The 22,140-nt window shown below is 67.3% G+C and carries 16 protein-coding genes; 6 read left to right on the forward strand and 10 right to left on the reverse strand.

Going from position 1 to position 22,140, the window contains the following annotated elements; genetic code table 11:
- Positions 1–197: 197 nt before the first annotated feature.
- Positions 198–1,808 carry an alpha/beta hydrolase gene (locus tag ACH438_RS25835; protein ID WP_397009520.1) on the forward strand — a complete coding sequence of 537 codons (1,611 nt, stop codon included), beginning with the start codon at positions 198–200 and terminating at the stop codon, positions 1,806–1,808.
- Between the two features lie 193 nt (positions 1,809–2,001).
- Here ACH438_RS25835 and ACH438_RS25840 read toward each other — a convergent pair whose 3' ends face one another.
- The 3 genes from ACH438_RS25840 to ACH438_RS25850 all read right to left on the reverse strand — a co-directional run bounded on the left by ACH438_RS25840 (position 2,002) and on the right by ACH438_RS25850 (position 8,668).
- Positions 2,002–4,275 carry an NB-ARC domain-containing protein gene (locus ACH438_RS25840; protein WP_397009522.1) on the reverse strand — a complete coding sequence of 758 codons (2,274 nt, stop codon included), beginning with the start codon at positions 4,273–4,275 and terminating at the stop codon, positions 2,002–2,004.
- A 109-nt stretch (positions 4,276–4,384) separates the two neighbouring features.
- The gene (locus ACH438_RS25845; protein WP_397009524.1) at positions 4,385–5,602 is read right to left on the reverse strand and encodes an SEFIR domain-containing protein; all 1,218 of its coding nucleotides are present in this window, start codon (positions 5,600–5,602) and stop codon (positions 4,385–4,387) included.
- Between the two features lie 51 nt (positions 5,603–5,653).
- Complete coding sequence (locus tag ACH438_RS25850; RefSeq protein ID WP_397009527.1) at positions 5,654–8,668, reverse strand: CHAT domain-containing protein; 3,015 nt, start codon at positions 8,666–8,668, stop codon at positions 5,654–5,656.
- Between the two features lie 90 nt (positions 8,669–8,758).
- Between ACH438_RS25850 and ACH438_RS25855 the strand changes: the two genes are divergently transcribed.
- The gene (locus ACH438_RS25855; RefSeq protein WP_397009529.1) at positions 8,759–9,142 is read left to right on the forward strand and encodes a hypothetical protein; all 384 of its coding nucleotides are present in this window, start codon (positions 8,759–8,761) and stop codon (positions 9,140–9,142) included.
- 11 nt (positions 9,143–9,153) lie between these two features.
- Here the strand turns inward: ACH438_RS25855 and ACH438_RS25860 are convergent, their stop codons facing one another.
- The gene (locus ACH438_RS25860; protein WP_397009531.1) at positions 9,154–10,092 is read right to left on the reverse strand and encodes an RNA polymerase subunit sigma-70; all 939 of its coding nucleotides are present in this window, start codon (positions 10,090–10,092) and stop codon (positions 9,154–9,156) included.
- Positions 10,093–10,192: 100 nt separating this feature from the next.
- On the opposite strand from ACH438_RS25860, the gene ACH438_RS25865 reads away from it, so the two are divergent.
- A complete protein-coding gene (locus ACH438_RS25865) occupies positions 10,193–10,984 on the forward strand; it encodes an SDR family NAD(P)-dependent oxidoreductase (protein WP_397009533.1) in 792 nt (263 codons plus the stop codon).
- An 80-nt stretch (positions 10,985–11,064) separates the two neighbouring features.
- Positions 11,065–11,478 (forward strand): nitroreductase family deazaflavin-dependent oxidoreductase, encoded by a 414-nt coding sequence (locus ACH438_RS25870; RefSeq protein WP_397009536.1) that lies wholly within the window; start codon positions 11,065–11,067, stop codon positions 11,476–11,478.
- A 2-nt stretch (positions 11,479–11,480) separates the two neighbouring features.
- Here the strand turns inward: ACH438_RS25870 and ACH438_RS25875 are convergent, their stop codons facing one another.
- The 5 genes from ACH438_RS25875 to ACH438_RS25895 all read right to left on the reverse strand — a co-directional run bounded on the left by ACH438_RS25875 (position 11,481) and on the right by ACH438_RS25895 (position 19,525).
- Positions 11,481–13,715, reverse strand: coding sequence for a germacradienol/geosmin synthase (locus tag ACH438_RS25875; protein WP_397009538.1), 2,235 nt, complete (start codon positions 13,713–13,715; stop codon positions 11,481–11,483).
- A gap of 47 nt (positions 13,716–13,762) precedes the next feature.
- Positions 13,763–15,169 (reverse strand): family 2B encapsulin nanocompartment shell protein, encoded by a 1,407-nt coding sequence (locus ACH438_RS25880; RefSeq protein WP_397009540.1) that lies wholly within the window; start codon positions 15,167–15,169, stop codon positions 13,763–13,765.
- A 195-nt stretch (positions 15,170–15,364) separates the two neighbouring features.
- Positions 15,365–16,054, reverse strand: coding sequence for a response regulator (locus ACH438_RS25885; protein ID WP_397009542.1), 690 nt, complete (start codon positions 16,052–16,054; stop codon positions 15,365–15,367).
- Positions 16,051–17,283, reverse strand: a complete 1,233-nt coding sequence (locus tag ACH438_RS25890) for a sensor histidine kinase (protein ID WP_397009545.1) — start codon at positions 17,281–17,283, stop codon at positions 16,051–16,053. The genes ACH438_RS25885 and ACH438_RS25890 overlap by 4 nt, the downstream gene beginning before the upstream one ends.
- 52 nt (positions 17,284–17,335) lie before the next feature.
- Complete coding sequence (locus ACH438_RS25895; protein WP_397009547.1) at positions 17,336–19,525, reverse strand: MMPL family transporter; 2,190 nt, start codon at positions 19,523–19,525, stop codon at positions 17,336–17,338.
- Positions 19,526–19,706: 181 nt separating this feature from the next.
- On the opposite strand from ACH438_RS25895, the gene ACH438_RS25900 reads away from it, so the two are divergent.
- Positions 19,707–20,666 (forward strand): alpha/beta fold hydrolase, encoded by a 960-nt coding sequence (locus ACH438_RS25900; RefSeq protein WP_397009549.1) that lies wholly within the window; start codon positions 19,707–19,709, stop codon positions 20,664–20,666.
- Here ACH438_RS25900 and ACH438_RS25905 read toward each other — a convergent pair.
- Positions 20,562–21,122: a TetR/AcrR family transcriptional regulator gene (locus ACH438_RS25905; protein ID WP_397009551.1), complete on the reverse strand. Its 561-nt coding sequence runs from the start codon at positions 21,120–21,122 to the stop codon at positions 20,562–20,564. The two genes, ACH438_RS25900 and ACH438_RS25905, sit on opposite strands and share 105 nt — an antisense overlap.
- A gap of 57 nt (positions 21,123–21,179) precedes the next feature.
- Between ACH438_RS25905 and ACH438_RS25910 the strand changes: the two genes are divergently transcribed.
- Complete coding sequence (locus ACH438_RS25910; RefSeq protein ID WP_397009553.1) at positions 21,180–22,103, forward strand: haloalkane dehalogenase; 924 nt, start codon at positions 21,180–21,182, stop codon at positions 22,101–22,103.
- The last annotated feature ends 37 nt before the right edge of the window (positions 22,104–22,140 follow it).

The following is a 22,140-nucleotide window of genomic DNA, read 5'->3' on the forward strand; positions in this document are numbered from 1 at the left end:
TGCCGATATCGCCAGCCGATCGGCTGGAAATTCGTGGCCGACCGGGTGACGGCGTCGCCATGTGGTGGGTATTTCACCGGGATACACGCCAGCTGGATATTCCGCCGTATTCTTCTTTTCGGCATCGTGGTCGATGCGATTTGCTGAAGACGTTTCTCGCCCTTGCTTGCTAATTCCGTTCGAGGAGGATGTGGGATATGCGGCGTGCACAGAGCGTTGTCGCGATGTTCGTGGCCCTGGTAACGGCGTCGAACGTGGCCGCCTGCGCGGGGAAGCACTCGGGAGAATCGGAATTGCCGGCAGTCACGGTGCCTGCCGGTCTGGACGCCTTCTACGCCCAGCGGGTGAATTGGCAGGAGTGCGGTACGGGAGAGACCGGAGGATGGTTGACCGGCGAGCCTGACGCCGGTCTGACATGCGCGTATATCACCGCACCGCTGGATTACACCGCGGCACGCGACCACGCGATCGCCGATGTCGCGACGGTGCAACTGGCCGTCGCCAGGCGAGCCGCCACGGGCACGAAGACGGGCAGCCTGCTCTCCATCAGCGGCGGTCCCGGCCAGACGGGCCTCGCAGCCGCCGAAGGCGCTGTCCCCGATGAGGTCCGTGAGTCTTATGACCTGGTGGGGTACGACCCACGCGGAGTCGGGCGATCGGTGCCGCAGATCCGCTGCTTTCCGGGCGAATCCGGAGACGCTCCGGACCCGGTCACCGGGGAGGAGCAGGCCAATCGAGCGACCGTGGCGAACTGTGTGCGCGATACGGGCGCGGATCTCCTGCGGCACATCGGTCCCGACGAGGCCGTGAACGATGTCGACCTGATCCGCGCCATACTCGGTGAGCCGCGAATCAATCTCATTGCGGCGTCCTACGGTACGCAGGTCGCAGCCATGTACGCCTTGCGTTTCCCCGGCAATTACCGTGCGGCGATCCTCGACGGCGTCGTGGATATCGCCGAAACACAGGATGAGATGCTGGTCGGCCAAAAACGTGGATATCAGGACTCATTCGATCGATTGGCCGCATTCTGCACAAGCGAATATCAGGCCTCCACCCACGCGGAATGCCCCCTGGGCGCCGAACCCGGCGCCGCCCAGCAGACCTTCCAGCAGTTGCTGCGCGATGCCGACGCGAACCCTGTTCCGGTACCCGGCAGCGAGCCGGTCGCGGCCGGCAGCATCCTCGGCGCGACCACCAACGGTCTGCTGTGGAGGTCGGAGTGGGTGCCCTATCTGCAAGCACTCGACGGCGTCCGCCACGGTGACGGCACCGCGGTACAGCGACTGTCGAAGATGTTCGACAACCCAGTGGGGCAGGATGATTCGTCAGGACTGCCCGCACCGCGCCAACCGGCGACCGACCCCGCGGCAGCGGCGGCCGATCCGAACGCGATTACCGCCATCACCTGCGCCGACACCGCCGAGCCGACCAATGATCGCGCCGTCCGCCAGCACGCCGCGATCGCCCGTTACGAGGCCGCGCCCTACCAGAACTACGAGCCCCGCCCGGCCGAGTTCCCGCTCGACGTCTGCGATCTATGGCCCTTCGCAGGCGCAGTGCACCCGGTGGTTCCGTCGCGCGCCGACGGCGCCGCACCCCTGCTGTTCGTGGCACAACGCCACGACCCCACCACCCCGGCAGCCAATGCCGAGCGCATGGCTCAATACATGCGCAGTCCGCTCCTGATTCGCGAGTCCGACGGCCACACCTTCGTCTTCGGTGGCGTGAGTTCCTGCATCGACGACGAGGTGGTCCGCTACCTGCGTGACCCGCGCTCGGTCCAGCCCAAGACCTGCCAGGAATAGCCCCGGTTCAGCGGATTTCAGCGTTTTCCAGGCTGGGCGCTACGGCACCGGCGGTTGTGGTGTCCTCGATGTGTGGGGGCAAGCAACCATCGACGGCGGCCGGCACCGCGTGGCACGAGGGGTATTCCGTGACCGAAGTCGTCGCCGATGGTTGTGCCGGGGAACGCTTTTCGAGACGAGCGAGAGGGTCCGCTCACGAAGTTCGCCGCACCTCGTGGTCGGTCTGGGCGGGCCGTCCGCCCGGGCTCTCGGTCATCCGCTGTTTGATGCGGTCGACGGCCTGGGAGTCACCCAGTTGCAGGTATTCGGTGAGCGCATGGCGCCAGTGCCGGCGCGCGGTCGGCCAATCCGATTGCGCGGCAGCGATTCGCCCCATGCCCTCCTGTCCGCGTGCCTGTTCGAGGATGCTGTCGGCGGCACGTCCGAGCCGGGTGGCACGTTCGAAGGCCTCGGACGCCTCGGGCAGCATTTCCAGCCTGGCGTAGGCCTCGCCGAGCACATTGCAGGCCATCGCCTCGTCGACGTGCAGGTCGATCGCCCGGAACAACTCGATGGCCGCGAGCAGCCTGCGCACCGCGGTCGTGCATCTGCCGAGCGAGACCTCGATATGAGCCGTATCGCGCAGCAGGATTGCGGTATTGCGTACATTCCCGTATTCGGTGGTGTACGCCAGCGCCGTGGTGCTCAACCGCAGGGCCTGTTCGAACTCGCCGCGGTGCACGTGAATCCACGCCTGATGAGCCATGGTGGTGTGCTCGCCCTGCGCGTCCCCATTGGCCGCGAACAGCGCCCGCGCGCGGTCGTACAACTGGGCCGCGGCGGTATCGTCGCCCGTGCTCAGCAGGACCAGGCCGAGGTTGTTGCAGGTGATGGCCTCGGCGTAGAGATTGCGGGCCCGTACCGCGGCGGCCAGCCCGAGTTCATGGGTCTCGATCCACAGATCCATGTCATTGGTGATGAAAAGGAATTCCCTGAGCGCGAAGGCGAGCTGCCAGCACTGAGCGTCCAGCCCGGCCTCGAATGCCGCGTGCGCCGCGGCCGCCAGATTGTCGCGGTTCGCCGTCAGATCCTGCACCGCGCTGTGATAGTCGGTGTAGCGGTACGGGTTTCCGCCCGCCGCCGGAGCCATCCCGTCGCGGTGCCGATCCGGGGTCAGCAGCCGATCGGCGGCGTCGGCGCGTGCCAGATAGTGACCGACAATGCGATACGTGGCCTGCCGCACGACATCCGGCCCGAGCGTGGAAGCCGCCCGCCGCGTGGCGAAGGCCCGCAGCAGATCGTGGTAGCCGTACCTGCCGGAGAGCGGCACATCGAGCAGGTTGGCCTCGACCAACCGCCGCAGCTGCCGCCGGACCTGCCCCTGATCGGTCCCGGTGAGCGCGGCCGCGGCGTCGAGATCGAAGGCTGGTCCCGGATGCACGCCGAGCAGCGTGAAGGTCCCTGCCAGATCCGAGGCCAATCGGCTGACCGACTGCTCGAAGAGGCTTTCGACATCACGATCGCCGTCGTGGAACACGGCGATATCGGCCGGGACCGGCCAGGGTTCACTGCGCAGGACGGCGGCCGCGATCCTGATCGCCACCGGCAGGCCGTGGCACTGTGCCGAAATCAGCCGGCGCTGAGCAGCGTCGGGCATCTGTTCCGGGTCCAGATCAGCGGTCAGTCCGTCGAGCAGTTCGGCCGAATCCCGCGCCGACAACGGAGCGATCCGGATGTGGCGGGCGTCCTCGAGCCCGTTGAGATTGCTCCGGCTGGTGATCAATACCGCACAGTCCCCTTCCGCGGGCAACAGCGGCTCGACCTGCGCGGCGTCGAAGGCATTGTCCAGCACCAGGAGCAGTGATCGGCTCCTCAGTTCCGTGCGCAACATCGCGGTGCGCCGATCCTGATTCGCCGGTACCGCCTCGGCGGCAATGTTCAACTGCCGCAGCAGTTTGTCCGCCGCCTCGCCGGGCGTCATCACAGGTTCGGCCGCGTATCCGAGCAGATTGACGAACAAGCAGCCATCCGGGAACTCGGCCTGTAGCGTCCGAGCCGCGCGTACGGCCAGTGTCGTCTTACCGACACCGCCGAGACCGGAGACGATACACAAGGTGACGGAGTCGCGTTCGCCGGTCAGCGCCGTGCGTATCCGTTCCAGCTCTGCTCCCCTGCCGTACAAGTGCGGCGTATCGCGGGGCAGATCGGCGGGTCCGGCGGGAATTCGGCGCCCCGGCTCCCGGACTCGCGCCAGCTGCACGGCATCACGCAGGGCGGCAAGGCGTTTGGCATCCTCCCGGCAGACCTGCACTTCGAGCATGAGACGGTCGAGTACCTCGGTGGCCGGCAGCGTGGTGCCGTTCAGGTAGGCGTAGACACTTCCGGTTGCGACATTTAGCCGCTTGGCCAATTGCGCCCGGTTTACCCTGCCGTGCTGTTTCTCGGCCCGCAGTATCGCGGCGGAGAGTTCGGAAACGAACTGCTGCATTGTCGTTTCCGCCGCGTGTCCGTGCGCCCGCTTGCCAGCCACCACAACCTCCGGCCCGAAGCTCACCCGATGCCGGGTGACTCCTTCCGAGTGTGGTGCAGTGCGGCGATCACGTCCATGGTCTGGTCGGTAGCCGCACGACCTCGGAGTTCGGTTGCGGCCGTGTGTGGACCGGCTGCCGGGTGATCACTCGCAGCAGCGCCTCCGCGCCCTCGACCGTGTATTCGGAGACGATGTAGAAGTCGGCGATGCCGGGTTGCAGGAACAGCGGGATCTCCGCGGGCGAGTGTCCGGGCAGCACCACGGGCAGGATCTTGCCCAGCCAGGTGTCACGGTCATTGTGCAGCTGATCCATCAGCACCGAGAGCTCGGACTGCATACCGCGATTCGCGAGCCCGCCGAGCTTCCCGTCCGCGACGCGTTTGCAGTCGGCGGACGCGATGACGAGCACGAAATCGGCGGCGGTGATCTGATCGATGGCCCACAGGTACCAGTTCCGCCGGCGATCGAGATCCCACCGATCTACGTGCACGTCGAGTCCGCAACGGGTGGACAGGAATTCGGCGAAGTGCAGTACGGCGTCGAGGTGCGCCTGATCGTCGTGGGTGTAGGAGATGAAGACTCGGGGTGTCTGCGGTGCGTGTGTGGCCGGGCGCTCCAGTCCGGGGCGCAGGGTTCGTTCGAGAGCGGGCATCGAATCCGACAGCTTCAGCACGACATTCGCCGGTTCGGCGGTGGGCTCGTAGAGCAGGGCCTCTTCGGAGCCGGTGATCAGATCGAACCGGGCGGTTATATCGACCGCCAGCTCCGCGCAGCCTTCCGGCACCACGAGGGTGGCCCACGCGGTATACGCCCCCGGTCGCACTCCGCCGGCGCTCGCTGCCGTATGCCGCCAGCGGACTTCGGGCCCGCCGATGCCGAACAGATCCACCATCGGATGGGTCACCGGCAGACTGACCCCGGCGCCGGGCATGAACACCAGAAAGGCGTCCGGCACATAAGATTTCGGCTGCTGCGGTTCCAGCACGCACGCCGGTATCGCATCGACCACGACCGCGTCGGACATCGCGAATCCGACCTCGAACCACGACGGCCCCGGCGCGCCCGGCTCGAGCATCAGGTCGTAGTTGATCTTGAGCAGGTAGGCGTCCCGATCACTGAAGTTCTCCGGTCGCGGCAGTACCCGATGGATCTGCCAGCCGCGCACCTGCAAGGCCCCGAACGCAATCAGTCCGGCTGAAGTGTGCACAGCGCGCTGGCCGCCGTCGTCGAGCAGCAGCCGGACCGCGATCGGTGTCTCTGCGTCGAACGGACTCTCGATCGGCATTGCGCGGAGCCCCCTGTCGTGCCGGTGATTCCGGCTACCAGAATAGTGCTGTCACGCCCCGGCATGGAGGTGTGCGGCCCAGAAGGCAGGTTCGGGAAATTTATTGCGTACCTTGCGAATCGCGCGGTGGAGGGCCTCCGCGGCGCCGCTCGCATCGATGGGCGTGCCGGGTTCCGTCGCCGTGGTGAGCGCGTCGTAGAACTCGTCGGCGATCCGGACCGAGAACCGGTGGTTCACCGCCCAGAGGGTGGCGATGACGTGCGGGTATCCGGCGAGCTGGAATGCCGAGGAGAGGTGGATCGCCTCGTCGATGAGCCGGGTGTCGACGGTGAGGGCGGTCTCGCAGGCCGAAAGGTAGGCCAATTGGGCGTGTTCGAGGCGAATCGGGGCCAATGCCGCGACTGTGAACCGGTCGGTGCGGTGGTCGTGCAGCAGCAGTTGACTCTGCGACGGGTCGGCGGGATCGCTGGCGCCGTGGCAGGCGAAGTGCGCGATCGTGCAGGCGGGAAGCTGCGCCAGGACATTGGCTTTCGTCGGTACGGTGTCCGAGGGCGTGGCGGCGAGGGCCGCGGGATCGGGCTCGACGAGAGTCACCGATTCCGGCAGCCGGGTCGCGAGCTTGCGCGTCTCCTCGGACAAGAGATCGAGCCGATCGTCACGACCGGGCGTGGTCGGCATCATCACGATCAGCGCGCGCGAGACCGCAGTGGTGGCGACGTCGGGCACTCGGCGCGCATGTCGCAGGGCGGCGATGGTCGGGGTATACGAGGAGACGACTCGGTCGATGACGGTTCGCGCGGCCGGTCCGGCCGGGTCCGAATGGTGGCCCGCGGCGTGGATGGGCAGCAGACTCAGCAGCCCGCCGGGCATCCACCAGATACGGGAGCCGGTCGAACCGGTCGCGGCTGCCTCGTGATTCAGCTTGTCGAGCACGGGGCCGGCCGCTGCGTCCCACAGCCATTCCAGGATCTGATTCAACTGCGCACGCGCGGTGTACCGTTCGAGCAGCGTCGTACCCTGCTGGGCCGCAGCCGAAGCGCGGTGGAAGGCGAGCGCCTTCTCGGTGACGAGCTCGGCGGACAGGTCCCGCAACCGCAGACCGGTGACGCCGTCGGCCGAGAGTAGCAGTGCGTCGCAACGGTATTCGCTGATATTGACCGCCACGATCGGCCCGTGCGCGGCCGCGGCGAGCAGCTCGTCGCGGGTAGGCGGAAGCGCGAAGGACGCGAAACCGTCCAGTTCACGAATCCGTCCGAGCAGGTTCTCGAACTCACCGGCCAATTGATGCCGGTCGGGTGCCGCGTACCCGGCATCGTCGAGGTTCCGGTCATGATCGAGCAGATCGCGGAGCTCGCCGAACCGATCCGCAAGATCCTTGTCCCGCATGGCAAGGTCGCTGAGGTCGCTCCGCACGTGCAGCGCCTGGCTGAGCAGGACTCCACGCCCGGCTTCCAGCAGTTGCAATGCGCTCTCCGGCCGATCGCCTTCGGCAGTGTCGGGATTCTGCAGCGCCAGGGCCGCCGCGTCGGCGGCGAGCCCGGCGAACCCGCCCAGCGCATACTGCTGATCCGCCCGCTCCAATGACCGAGCCGCCACTTCCGGCAGTAACCGGACGGCGCCTTCGAACAGTCTTGCCGCTCGCGCGGGATCGGCTTGCGCGACCAATCGCCCGGCAGTACGAGCGGCGCGAATGCGAGTCGAGGGTGCTGCCCCTGCCGTATCCACTGCCTCCTGAAAAGCGTTGATGGCCTGGTCCAGATCGTGCGGCAGCCCGCTCTGCTCGAAACGGCTCGTCAGCGCATCCCCGAGATTGGCCAGATATACCGCCCGGTCGGGTCGCTCGATCGCGCTGGCATCCACTGCCTTTCGCCCCACCGCCACGGCCTCATCCAGATCGGCGAGCACCCCCATCCGATCGAACCTGATCCGCAGCGTGCTGCCGAGATTGGACAGGTACATCGCCCGATCCGGATAGCCGACAGGGCTGGCCTCCACCGCCTTTCGGCCCACCTCCGCTGCCTCGTCGAGATCATCCGCCGCCCCGGCCGCTTCGAAGCGGGTGCCGAGCGAATTACCGAGGTTGGACAGATACATCGCCCGATTGGGGTGCCCGATGGGGCTGGCGTCCACTGCCTCTCGCCCGGCGTCCACCGCGTTGTCGAGATCCGCCCGCACCCTCGTCCGATCGAACCTGATCCGCAACGCGCTGCCCAGATTGGACGAGAATATCGCCCGGTCGAGCGCCTGGATGGCCGGCGTGTCCGCCGCGTGCCTGTACAGCTGCACTGCCTCGTTCAGATCCGGCAGTGCGCCCGTCCGATCGAACCGGCGCTGCAGCGCACCGGCCAGGTTGGATTCGTACAGCGCCCGGTTCGGATGGCCGGCATCACTGGCGGACAATACTTTTCGCCCGAGAGCGAGGGCCTTGTCCAGATCGGCCCTCCTCCCGAGCCGCGCGAACCGCGCCTGCAGCACGCCGCCGAGATTGGTGAGGATGGTTGCCGACTCCGGATTGCCAGCGGCGGCGTCCACCGCCTCCCTGCCCACCCGGATCGCCTCGTCCAGATCTTCCGGCGCGCCGGACCATTCGAACCGGCGCTGCAGCGCACCGACGAGATTGGTCTGGTAGTCGGCACGATCGGGATTACCGGTGGCGGTGAGATCGATCGCCTCCCGCCCCACTCGGATCGCCTCGTCGAGATCGGCTGGTGTCCCCTGCAATTCGAACCGGACACGCAGTGTGTCCCCCAGATTGGACAGATACATCGCCCGAGCCGGATGTCCGACAGGGCTGGTGTCCAGCGCTTTTCGCCCCATCACCACCGCATCGTCCAGATCGGCCGCTGCCCCGGCCAGCCCGAACCGATACCGCAGGGCATACGCGAGGTAATTGCACAGCGTCCCGCGCTGGTCTCCGGAGACGGTGCCCAGCGTGCGCCGCCCCTGCTCTATCGCGTCACCGACGACAGTCCGGTCGCCCGAGCCGAATGCCTCCTCGAGCCGGCGCAGTACCGAACTCAGCTGCCCATCATCGGCATCATGGGTGTGTTCGTCGTCTGCAGGCACCGGCCCTCCGGTCGTCACGACGTGGCGCAGGCGGATTCGGGCGAGGAGACTGTAGGCGTACTGCTGAAATCGTCCCGAGGAGCAAATGTTATGGCACCCGATAAGCCTTTCGGGATCGATCCGGAAGATTTCGAACGCGCGCTACGGGAGGCCGGGATCGATATCCGTGACCTCCTGGGCAAGGCCAGCGAATACATCGATCGCACCAGCATGAGTACGGTGGCGTCGCTGCTGGGCCAGTTCGTGCAGCCCGAGCGCCCGCGGCCGCCGAAACCGGAGGGTGAGACCGCCGGTGAGACCGGCAGTGGCGTGTGGGTCATCTACAGCATCGACGATGACGGCGGCGCCCGGGTCGAGCAGGTCTTCCCGAGCGAACTCGAGGCCCTGCGCGCGCATCGCGACAATACCGACGAACGCCGCCGCGTCCGGTTCCTGCCCTACGGCGTCCCCGCCACCGCACTCGACACACCCTGACCCGGGGATTCTCAGCGCAGACTGCGTGGCAACCCGAAGTACGGGAACAGTGCGGTATCGCCGAATCGAGTGATCGCGCTGATCCGCGCGTCCGCGACAGTGACCACGAGCAGCCCGTTGGCACGGGCCATGGATGAGTGCGCAATCTGCTGGTAGTAGCCGAAGGCCGGTTGCCCGTTCGCGCGCACCGGGACCAGCCGCACGGCGGGTCGCTGCTGCCACAGCCGGGTCAGTAGGGCCCCGATCTCGCCGGGCCCGACGCACACCAGTGGTTCGGGCGGCATGGCAAGGCGCGCATCGGAAGTCAGCAGGGCGATCAGGCCCGCGACATCGGACTCGGCGAACGCGGTCGCGAACCGATCGACCAGTTCCCGCTCTCCCGCGGGCGGCAGCCGCCGCGACGCGGCCGACCCGGCCCGCTGCGGGAGCGCCGCCCGCGCCCGCTGTAAGGCGCTGTTGACCGCGGCCGGGCTCGAACCCAGCATGTGCGCGACCTCCGCGGCGGGAAATCCGAGCACATCACGCAGCACCACGGCCGCCCGCTGCTGGACCGGAAGATGCTGCAACGCGGTCACGAAAGCCAGCGCAAGCGTCTCCTTCGTCTCGTACTGTGCTTCGGGCCCGGGCGCCGCATCGGCCAGGGTGCCGACGAGATGATCGGGATAGGGTTCCGCCCAAGCGATTTCGCTCGTCGTCACCGGTCTGCGCCCGGCATCGCGCAAGGCGTTGAGGCATTTGTTGGTGGCGATCCGGTACAGCCAGGATCGCACCGACGCCTCACCGCGGAACCGGTCGATGCCGCGCCACGCGGCCAGCAGTGTCTCCTGCACCAGATCCTCGGCGTCCTGCAGCGACCCGAGCATCCGGTAGCAGTGCAGGTGCAATTCCGGCCGATAGCTCTCGACCAGTTCGGCGAAGGCCACGCCCTCGTGTACCGCCGGCTCACTCATAAGGATTACGACACCGCGCCCCTCGGAAAGTCATCGGTGACTGTCGCGGTCCCCGCGGGTCATTACTCAGAACCATTCCGAGTCGAGCAAGGAGCAACCCGTGTCACTCGCTGACAAACACGCCATCATCTACGGCGGCGCCGGAGCCATCGGCGGCGCTGTCGCCCACGCTTTCGCGGCCGCGGGCGCCACCGTCCATCTCGCCGGACGGGACAAGACGGCGCTGGACAAGATCACCGCCGAAATCGCCGCTGCCGGAGGCAAAGTCCACTCCGGCGTCGTCGATGCGCTCGACGAAACGGCGGTCGCCGAGAACATCGACGCGATCGCCGCAGGCGTCGGCCATATCGACATCTCCTTCAACGCCATCAGCGTTCCGCAGACCGGCGTGCAGGGTATCCCCTTGACCCAGTTGACGGCCGCCGCTTTCACCGATCCGGTCACCACCTACACGCGCTCGAACTTCATCACCGCGACGGCCGCGGCCCGCCGGATGCAGCAGCAGGGTTCCGGCGTCATCCTCACCGTCACCGCCGACCCTGCGCGCCGCGGCACGCCGTTCATGGGCGGTATGCCCGCGGCCTGGTCGGCCATCGAAGCCCTCACCCGCGGTCTGTCGGCCGAACTCGGCGCCAGTGGCGTCCGGGCGGTCGGCATCCGCTCGCAGGGCATCCCCGAAACCGGAACCATCGCAACGGTCTTCGGCCTGCACGCCCAGGCGCTGGGCATCGGCGTCCAGGACTTCCACGCCATCATCGAGCAGACCAGTCATCTGCACCGCCTGCCGACCCTGCGCGAAGTCGCCGCCACCGCCGTCTTCCTCGCCTCCGATGCGGCCGCCGCGATCACCGGCACCATCGTCAACCTGAGCGCGGGCAGCGTCTCGGACTAGCCCGGAAGTCCCCGCAGCCGCGCGGAATTACCGCGCGGCTGTGCTGGTTGGCGCTGGAGAGATCAATCCAGGAGGGTCAGATGAACGCATTCAACGAGAACGTGATCGCCGAGTTCCGCGCCAACGGTGGCCGCGTGGGCGGCACCTTCGAGGGACGGGACAACCTCGTCCTGATCACCACCACCGGCGCGAAATCCGGCCGGCAGATCACCAATCCGCTCGTGTTCGTGCCCGACGGTGAGCGGATCGTGCTCATCGCCTCCAACGGCGGCGCCGACAAGCATCCCGCGTGGTATCACAATCTGCGGGCCAACCAGCAGCTCACCGTCGAGGTCGGGAGCGAGACCTATACGGGCAAGGTCGAATTCGTCACCGGCCCCGAACATGACGAACTCTACGAGCGGATGATCGAGATCATGCCGGTGTTCGCCGAGTACCGGGCCAACACCAGCCGTGACATCCCCGTCATCGCGGTAACGCGCCAATCGGCCTGACCTCAGCCGCGATCGGCGATCGGCCGTAAGGCGCGGGTACCCAGGCCGCTCGGCCGGAGGAACGCCCGCGCCGACGGCGGGCGGTACCGTTCGATGAGCTCCTGTTCCTTATATCTGCGGCTTGCTATGTGCCAGTTCAGGATTCCGGCCATCCAGTCCTGCAGTTCGGCGGCGCGCTGATCCAGCGTCCGGCGGGTGGCGTCGTCGAGCTCGTATTCCTCGTAGAGGATGGGCAGCTCCTGGGCGATCACCCGCTCGAACTGCTGCAGGCGCGCCGTCATCAGGTCATTGACGATGGTGACGGCCCGGTCGCGATCGCATTCGAAGAAGTTCTGCATGACCCGCACGGCATTGTGGAACTCGCCTTCGAACTCCGTCTCCTTCTGATAGGAGAACAGGTCGTTGAGCATGACCGCGTAGTCGGCGGCCGTGTTCTCCAGATTCCGCAGGGTCTGGGTCCGATAGACCTGCGGCGGCACCAGGTCGCCGTGCGAGATCCGGGACAGGGCCTGGGTCATGTCCGAACCGAAGGTGTTGCGGCGCATCTCCACGAAGTCGACCGGGTCCGGGATCCGGTGCAGGTTGTGGTTGACCATCTCCCATTCGCACGCTTCGAGGAATTTCTCGACGGTCGCGCGGAATTCGTGCTTCTGGTCGAGGTTCATGGCGAGTGTGGTGCGTGACCACAGGTCGGCCAGGCCCTGTTCGAGCGGGTTGGCCGGGATGGCGGTGGTGATGCCGTCGTCGGGCATGAATTCCAGCAGCCGCCGGACCAGTACCCGCGAGACGGCGATGTTCTTGGTGGGGAACACGACGGCCGGATAGTAGTCGTCGACGTAGGTGCCCCAGGTCAGCCAATGGCTGGACAGATCCAGCTCCTCCTGGGTGGCGTCCGGATCCAAGCCCGCCGCGCACAGCGCGAAATCGAAGTCGCGCAGATCCTTTTCACTCCATATGTTGCGGCCCGAGTCGAGGGGATCGACCATCCCCATCCGCCGCGCCCAGGTGATCAGGTTCTCGCGTGCGGCGTCCAGTAACGGATTCAGCCGCAGGGTGTAGGGCATGTAGATCTCCGGCAGCGGCGTGGAACCCACTTCCGTGAGCGGCGCGTGCAGGAAGTTCTCGACTCGCTTCGACCCCGCGCGCACGGGTATTCGGGGAAGGCGCAAAGCGGACGTGCCGAGCCCGTTCGGCGTCAGCATCTCCGCGAGCCGGCGGGCGGGCGCGTCGACGCCGGCCTGCCCGCCCTTGTTCATGTACCGGCTGGAGCGCAGATGCCATTCGTGCCCGCCGGACTGCCAGTCCTGTAATCCCTTGGCGTACAGCGACACATCGGCCTGCTCCTGCGGTCCGGCGCCGTATTCGGTGAACAGCAACGGTAATTCGACGAGTGTCGTGTTCTCGAACTGCTGCAGGCGTGAGGTCAGCGTGTCGTTGACCAGGTTCGCGGCGGTCTGGGTGTCGCAACCGAGGAATCGTTCCATGACCAGGATGCCGTTGGCGTTCTCGCCCTCGTTCTGGACTTCGCGCTCGTAGGAGAAGATGTCGTTGCGCAGGTGCACCGCGTCGGCGAAGGTGTCGCGCAGGACGCGCAGCGGGCGGGTGCCGGCGAGCTCGGCCGGCACCTCCGCGTGGACGGCGTGTTCGACGAGGTTGGCCGACCAGGGCGCGCCGCCGACCTTGCGCCGCATCTCGATGTATTCGATGGGATTGGCTACCCGGTCCTCGGTGATATTGGCCAGCTCCCAGCGGGATTCCTCCAGCAGCGCCGCGGTGGTCTCGGCGAAGCGCCGCCGCCAGTCGACCGACATGTCGGGCACGGTGCGCGGCCACAGGTCGACCAGTCCGCGTTCCACCGGATTGGTGGGTTCGGGCATATCGACGCTGTCGATGGGCATGAAATCGCGCAGCCGCCGCAGGTACTCGCGTGCGCCCGCCGAGTCTTTCGTCTTCTTGAACAGTTCGAGGAAGTGGTCGTCGAAATAGAAGACCCAGACATACCAGTCGGTTATGAGGTTGAGTTCCGCACTGTCGCAATCGGGATGGGTATACGCGCACAACAGGCCGTAGTCGTGCCGTTCCAGATCGGTCTCGTCCCAGATGTGCCGGCCTTCATGCGGTTCGAAGAACCCCATCTGCGCCGCCCAGTCGCGCGTATGCGCGCGGGCGGCCTCGAGATACGGATTCAGCCTGGCCGGATACGGCATGTAGAAGTCGGGGAGTTCGAAGGGCTGCATGGCACTTCCTTCACAGGAACGCAACGCTGATGGAAGGTGGCGAACGCTCAATCCTGCTGACGCGCTACCTGGACGTTGTCGAGGACGCCCAGCGCGTCGGGAACCAGTATCGCAGCCGAGTAGTAGGCACTGACCAGGTACGAGATAATCGATTGGTCGTCAATGCCTTTGAAGCGCACATTGAGTCCGGGCTCGTACTCGTCCGGGATGCCGGTCGCGCGCAACCCGACCACACCCTGATCCTTCTCGCCCGTGCGCAGGGCGAGGATCGAGGTGGTGCCGGTGTGGCTGATCGGAATCTTGCTGCACGGGAACACCGGTACGCCGCGCCACGACGGCAGCCGATGCCCGTCGACGTCGACCGGTGACGGATACAGCCCGCGCGCATTGCACTCGCGGCCGAAGGCGGCGATCGCCTTCGGGTGTGCCAGCAGCAGTTTGGTGCTGCGGCGCAGGGCCAGCAGATCGTCGAGGTCGTCGGGGGTGGGCGGGCCGGAGTAGGTGTCGATGCGGTACTTGTGGTCGGCATTGTGCAGCAGCCCGAAGTCGGGATTGTTGACCAGATCGAATTCCTGGCGTTCCCGCAGCGCTTCGATGGTGAGCCGCAACTGCTGCTCGACCTGATCCATCGGATCGTTGAACAGGTCGGCCACCCGGGTGTGGATGCGCAGCACGCTCTGGGCCAGGCTGAGTTCGTATTCGCGCGGGCTCAGTTCGTAGTCGACGAAGGTGCCCTGCAACTGCGGTTCCCCGGAGTGCCCGGACTGCACTTCGATGCTGGCCTCGCCGTGTTTGTTCTGCGGCTGACCGGTGGTGGCCGTGTAGTGCTCGAGATGCCGGCGCAGTGCCGGTGTGCGGTCGAACATTTCGTTCAGTTCGCTGCGCGGCAGTACCAGCACCGTGACCGCGGTGAGCGTCTTGACGGTGACCGGCCAGATCGCGGCGGAGTCGACCAGCGCGTCCTCCCCGAAGTAGTCACCGCCCGCGAGAATCCCGGTGACCTGCTGCTCCCCGTATTCGCCGACACCGATCTTCGACAGCTTGCCGTGCACGACGAGGTACAGCTGATCCACCGGGTTGCCGAACTCGGCGACCACTTGACCCGGTTCGTAGTCGGTTTGCTCGAACAGATTCGACAGGGTGGAGAGCGCCTCCTCATCGTCGAATGTGCGCAATGCGGGCAATTCTCGCAATTCCTGCGGGATCACCCGGGCCTTGCCATTGTCGGTGAGGAATTCCAGTTCACCATTGCCGAAGGTGTAGGTGAGCCGGCGGTTCACCCGGTACACGCCGCCGCGCACCTCGACCCAGGGCAGCATGCGGGTGAGCCACCGCGAGGTGATGCCCTGCATCTGCGGTTCGGATTTGGTGGTGTGCGCCAGATTCCGGGCCGCTGACGTCCCGAGACTCTTCTGTGCCTGATTTTCGAATTGAGCGGGCGTTTCGATCGACATGCGTCATCCTTCTTCCCACACGATGCGCACGACCGCGACCACCTTCGGGCACGCCGCGACCGGAGAACTCGCCGCAGGCGAAAGGCTCTGTGCGGCAGTGCATTCTGGCAAGCATCACGGTACGACGTGGTTCCCCGCGCCGTGCCGAATTCGTGGAATATCGACCGCGCGCCGAAACCGGAAGGTCGGCAGGCTTTACGGGCGGCCGCGAGTTTCGCTGTGCCCGACCCGGACCAGACCCGATTGATACGCGAGCACCACCAATTGCGCACGATCGCGGGTACCGAGCTTGGCCATCGCCCGATGCACATGGGTGCGCACGGTCAGCGGGCTCAGAAACAGCTGCTCGGCGATCTCCTCGTTGGACCTGCCGGCGGCCACCTGCACCACCACCTCGCGCTCGCGCACGGTGAGCGCCTCGAGCCGCTGCCCCGCACCGGCCGGGGCCTGCACCGGCTGGGCCAGGAAACGCGCGATGAGGGCCCGGGTCGCGGTCGCCGACAGCAGCGCGTCACCGCGGGCCACCGTGCGGATCGCGGCCAGCAGTTCATCCGGGCCGACATCCTTACCGAGAAACCCGCTCGCACCCGCCCGCAGCGCCCGGGCCACATAGTCGTCGATGTCGAAGGTGGTCAGAATGAGGATGCGGGTGGCGGACAGGGCACTGTCGCAACAGATTTCGGTGGTCGCGGCGAGCCCGTCCATCCCGGGCATCCGGATGTCCATCACCACCACGTCGGGGCGGGTGGCCCGGGTGAGTTCCACGGCCTGCGCGCCGTCGGCGGCGACACCGACCACTTCCATATCCGGGGCGGCCTCGATGAGCAGCCGGAAGGCCGCCACCAGCAGGGTCTGATCGTCGGCGAGCAGGACTCGGATGCTCACGCGGTCCGCTCCCCCGCAGTGCGCGCTTCGCCAGTGCCGCGCAGCGCTTCCGCGGTGTGCAGCGGTAATTCGGTGCTCACTTCGAATCCGCCTTCCGGTCTGCGGCCCGCGAACAGCCGGCCGCCCATCGACACCGCGCGCTCCCGCATGCCGAGCAGTCCGTAACCGGTCTCCCCGGGCACACCGCCGCGCCCCTCGTCGATCACCCGAATACGCAGGCTACGACGCGAATACGCCAACACTACCGACGCCGACGAGGTCCGCGCGTGCTTGGCGACATTGGTCAGCGCCTCCTGCACGATCCGGTAGGCGGTCAGATCCACACCCGGCGAGAGCGGGCGCGGCTCGCCTTCGATCGTGACTGAAATCGAAAGACCCACGCCCGCAAACGATTCGACGAGACCGGGCAGCGTGTCCAGGCCCGGCGCCGGTTCGAGCGGCGCCTCGGCATCCCCGGACTGCCGCAACAGCCCGACGGTGGCCTTCAACTCCCGCAGCGCCGAGGACGTGGTCTCCGCGAGCTGGGTGAGCATCTGCTGTGCCTGATCGGGCCGGGTGCTCAGCAGATACGAGGCCACGCCCGCCTGCGCATTGGCCAGAGCCATGTGGTGGGCGACCACATCGTGCAGCTCCCGGGCGATGCGCATGCGTTCCTCGTCGACGCGGTGGCGGGCCTCCTCCTCACGGGTGCGTTCGGCGAGCTCGGCCCGCGCCTCGACAGCGGCCACATAATCGCGGCGGCTGCGGACCGCATCACCGATGGCCCCGGCCAGCAGCACCCACGCCCCGAGCCCGATCGCCGGCCCGGCCAGCGACACGTCCTTCCCGAAGGCCACCGACACCACGACCAGCACGAGCGCGGCGGCAATCGAATACGTGCGTGCCGTATAGCGATCGGTATGCGTCGCCAGCGCATACAGGGCCACGGTGACCGACCCCAGCAGCAGCGGGGTGAGCGGCGCGGTGATCGCGCCGATCACCGTGCCGCACACCGTGGTAACCACCGCCACGGTGCGGGGCCGTTCCCGATTCCAGAACAGTGCCAGGCAGGCCACCGCGGCGAGCACCAGGACCGGGACCGAGGGCGTGCGGTTGAAATGGATCTCGCCGCCGTGCACGGGCGGGGTGCTCATGCTGCCGAGGATCGCGAGCGCGAAGGTCACCGCCACGAGCAGGGCATCGACCACATGCGGGCGGCACCGAGCGCGCTCTCTCCATTCGGCGATCATGCGGTCTCACCCTTTCCTCGGTTACCAGCCATGATGCCCGGCCCGGCCGGGCTCACGGCGCGACCGGTACCGCCTCGCGTTCCTCTTCGGCCGCTTCCTGAGCCAGCCCGCTGCCTTCGATATCGATCGCGGGCAGGATCTTGGCCAGCCAGCGCGGCAGCCACCACGCCCGATCACCGAGCAGTGCGAGCACCGCCGGCACGATGGTCATGCGCACCACGAACGCATCGAAGAACACGGCCGCGGCCAGGCCCAGGCCCATCATCTTGATCATGGCCTCGCTGGTTCCGATGAACCCGCTGAACACCGCGATCATGATCACCGCGGCCGCCGTGACGACCCGCGCGTTCTGCCGGAACCCGGTCACGATCGACTCGTGCGCCGACTCACCGTGCACATATGCCTCCCGCATCCGGGTGACCAGGAACACCTCGTAGTCCATGGCCAGACCGAACACGACTCCGATCATGAAGATCGGCATCATGCTGACCACCGGACCGGTCTGATGCACGCCGATGAGATCGGCCAGCCAGCCCCACTGGAACACGGCCACGATCACGCCCAGCGCCGCCGACACCGACAGCAGGAACCCGAGCGCGGCCTTCAGCGGCACCAGCAGCGACCGGAACACCACCATCAGCAGCAGGAACGCGAGTCCGACCACCACCGCGAGATACGGGATAAGCGCATCCGACATCTTCTGCGAGACATCGATATTCATCGCGGTCGTGCCACTGACCAGCAGGGTCGCGCCGGTATCGGACTTCAGGGCGCCCGCCTCACCGCGGATGGTGTTGACGAGATCCTTGGTCGCGTCGGCGCTCGGCCCCGTGGACGGTGTCGCGATGAACATGGCCGTGTCACCGGCCTGGTTGAACCGGGCGGGCGAGACCGACACCACGCCGTGCGTCCCGGAAACCGTTGCGGCGACCCGCTGTACGGCCGCCTGCGGATCGGGGACGCCCTGCACGTCGACCACCACGGTCAGCGGGCCGTTGAAGCCCGGACCGAAGGCGCGGGACAGATCGTCGTAGGCGCGGCGCTGCGTGGTCGACGTCGGCTGCGATTCATCGCCCGGCATACCCATTTTCAGGTCCAGCAGGGGTGCGGCGAGCACCGCCAGACCGACGACACCCAGCAGCAGCACCGGCAGCGGCCGGCGGACGATGAACCGCGCCCAGCGTGTACCCATCGGCGTCGCAACGGATTCCGTGACGGGCACCGGCTGGGGACTGCGGAGTTTGCGCGGCAGCACGAGCCGCTGGCAGAAGCCCAGCAGCGCGGGCACCAGGGTGAGCGCGACCAGCACCGCGACCGCGACCGTGCCGGCCGCCGCGAGACCCATCTTCGTCAATGCCGGAATGCCGATGACCGAGAGCCCGGCCAGGGCGATCACCACGGTCAGGCCCGCGAACACGACCGCGGATCCGGCCGTCGCGGTGGCGCGTGCCACGGCCTCCCGCGCGTCACGTCCCTGTGCGCGTTCGCTGCGGTAGCGGGAGACGATGAACACCGCGTAGTCGATGCCGACCGCCAGGCCCAGCATCATGGCCAGTGTGGTGGTCGTGGTGGACATGCCGAGCGCGACGATGGCGGCCATGCCCGCGCCGATCCCGATGAGCGCGGTGAGCAGCGGCAGCCCCGCCGCGACCAGCGAGCCGAAGGTGATGATCAGCACGACCGCGGCGAGCCCGACGCCGATAAGCTCTGTGGCGCCGCCCAATTCGGGCTTCGCCTGCAGCGCGTTACCGCCGATCTCGACGGACATGCCGTCCGTTGACGCATGTTTCGCGGCATCCTTCAGCACGTCCGTGGTGGCGGAGGTGATGTCGGAGTTCTTGGCGCTGTAGTTGATCGAGGCGTAGGCCGTCGAGCCGTCCTGGCTGACCGCGTGCGCCGCAAAGGGATCGGCCGCGGACCCGAACTGCGGTCCCGCCGACACTTCGCCGATCGCCTGCTCGATCAAGGCCTTGTACTGCGGCTCGCTGACCTGGTGGCCCTGCGGCGCGACGAACACGAGGCGCGCGTTGGCGCCGTCGGCCTTCGGGCCGGGGAACCGCTGGTTCAGCAGATCGAAGGCCTGCTGGGACTGGGTGCCGGGCATCGAGAAGCCGTCATCGGCGGCCTTGGGCGCCGCACCGGCGGCGAGGCCCAGCCCGACCAGCGCCGCTATCCACAGCAGGGCGACATACCGTCTTTTCCGGAAGGCGAAGTCGCCGAGCCGGTACAGAAGTGTGGCCACGAATGCAGCTCCCATCAGGGTCGGGGACGGACTCTCCGATCCTTCGTGGCCCATCGGGTAATCGGCATCGGCTCTGCGCAGGCCGTGCGCCTACTGCATTTGCAGTACACCCCGCCGGGCGGAGACACAGTTCCTACCGCGGTCGGATGCGCCCGGCGGTCGCGTCGAGCAGGCTGGATCCATGAGCAGACGGTTGACGGCGTTCAGCAATGACGGACTCGTGTTCGACGTGATCGACGAGGGTCCGATCGACGGCACCCCGATCGTGCTGCTGCACGGCTTCCCACAGACGGCGGTGGAATGGGACCGTGTCGCCCCTCATCTGCACGAACGCGGCTATCGGACCATCGCTCCCACTCAGCGCGGGTATTCGCCCGGGGCCCGGCCGCGTGGGCGCCTCGCCTATCGGGTGAGCGCACTGATCGGTGACACGGCGGCCTTGATCGAGGCGCTCGGCGGCGAACCCGTCCACTTGGTCGGTCATGACTGGGGATCGGCCGTGGCGTGTTCGACCGCCGCCGCGCACCCCGAGCTGATCCGCACGCTCACCTCGGTATCGGTGCCGCATTCGATGGCGTTCCTGCAGTCCATGCTGAGCAGCAGTCAGGCCGCACGCTCCTTCTATATGGCGGCATTCCAGCTACCCTGGTTGCCCGAGGCGGTCCTGAAGGCCGGATTCCGCACGGCCGCAAGACATCCCGCGCGCCGCGCCCGGGCCCTGGCCTGGTCGCAGCTGGACGAGGAGCAGTTCGATCGGGTTCACCAGGACGTCGTGGAGAGCGGGGCACTGACCTACGCCCTGAACTGGTATCGGGCGATGCTCATCGTCGACCCCCGGAAAGCGCTGCGGAAGATCACCGTTCCCACGACACACGTATGGAGCACCCGGGACAGCGCCCTCGTGCGCCGCGGCGCCGATCTGGCCGCGGCCTACGTGACCGGTCCGTACCGCCTCGAAATCCTGGACGCGACGCACTGGATTCCGGAAGAACGCCCCGCCGAACTGGCCGCGATCATCGCCGCGCGAGCCGAGAGCTCAGCGGCCGGCCAGCAGGGCGGTGAGCACCGAACCCACGGCGGCACGGGCACCGTCGACGGTCAGGCCCTGATGACGGCGGAGGACTTCCCAGGACTCCCATGACGCGGCCGCGTACGCGGCTTCCCGTGCGGGCGGTTCGAGATCCTCGAGTTCGGGCAGGTTGCTGCGCAGGTGGGCGCGCAGTGCGGCACGGCTCTCCCCCAATCGCTCGGCGAGCACGGTGGATTCGTGCTCGCGGAGCAGCGCCGCGCGCCGGGTTCCCGAAATGCGTTCGTAGAGTTCGGCTCTGAGCTCGACGAGGTCGTGGACGCGCTGCACTGTATCGCCGGTGACGGGCCGGAGCAGCGGGACCCAGTGCCGCGTCATCTGGGTCTGTGCGGCGTCGAGGTACAGCGATTCGAGGTCGGCGAAGTGGTGGAACACCGACCGGGTCGCGACTCCGGCGCGTTCGGCGACGGTCTGCGCGGTCGGGCGCGGATTGCCTTCTTCCATGAGTGCCAGTACGGCGTCGAGCACCGCCTGACGGTTCTTTGCCGAGCGTGCGGTGCGTCCGTCCATGAGGTGAGACGATAGAACAAGTTGCAGGCTTAGTGCAAAAACTCTATGGTCGGCACCATGCACGTATTGCGGACTCCCGAGGAACGCTTCTCGGACCTGCCCGGTTTCCCGTTCTCACCGCACTACGCCGAGGTCGCCGCCGGAGACGGCAGCGAAACTCCCCTGCGAGTGCACTACCTCGACGAAGGCCCACCCGACGGTGAGGTCGTCCTGCTGCTACACGGGGAACCCTCGTGGAGTTTCCTGTACCGCACCATGATTCCGGTGCTCGTCGCGGCGGGGCGGCGCTGCATCGCACCCGACCTGATCGGCTTCGGCCGCAGCGACAAGCCCGCCGACCGCACCGACTACACCTATGCCCGCCACGTCGAATGGATGCGCGAAACGCTCTTCGACCATCTGGACCTGTCCGCGATCACGCTGGTCTGCCAGGACTGGGGCGGTCTCATCGGATTGCGGCTGGTCGGGGAACATCCGGATCGCTTCGCCCGTGTGGTCGCGGCCAATACCGGCCTGCCCACCGGCGGCAGCCCGCTCACGAAGGCCTTCGCGGCCTGGCAGCGATTCTCGCAGGAGACGCCCACCTTCCCGGTCGGCAGCATTGTCGGAGGTGGCTGCCGCACAACGCTTTCCGCCGAGGTGCAAGCGGGCTATGACGCCCCGTTCCCCGACGAGACCTACAAGGCCGGCGCCCGCGCCTTCCCGCTCCTCGTCCCGACCGACCTCGACAACCCGGCCGCCGCGGCGAACGCGAAAGCCTGGGAGGTACTGGCCGGCTTCGACAAGCCGTTCCTGACCGCTTTCTCCGATGGCGACCCGATCACCGCCGGTGGCGACCGCATTCTCCGGGAGAAGATTCCCGGCGCGGCCGGTCGGCCGCACACCGTGATCGAGGGCGGTGGCCACTTCCTGCAGGAGGACAAGGGCCCGGAGCTCGCGAGCGTGGTCGACGACTTCATCACCGCCACTCCGGCGCACTGACCAATCACCCGACCGGAAGGCAGCACGACCTTGTCGA

The organism is Nocardia sp. NPDC020380 (genome assembly GCF_044386975.1).
GTDB lineage: Bacteria > Actinomycetota > Actinomycetes > Mycobacteriales > Mycobacteriaceae > Nocardia.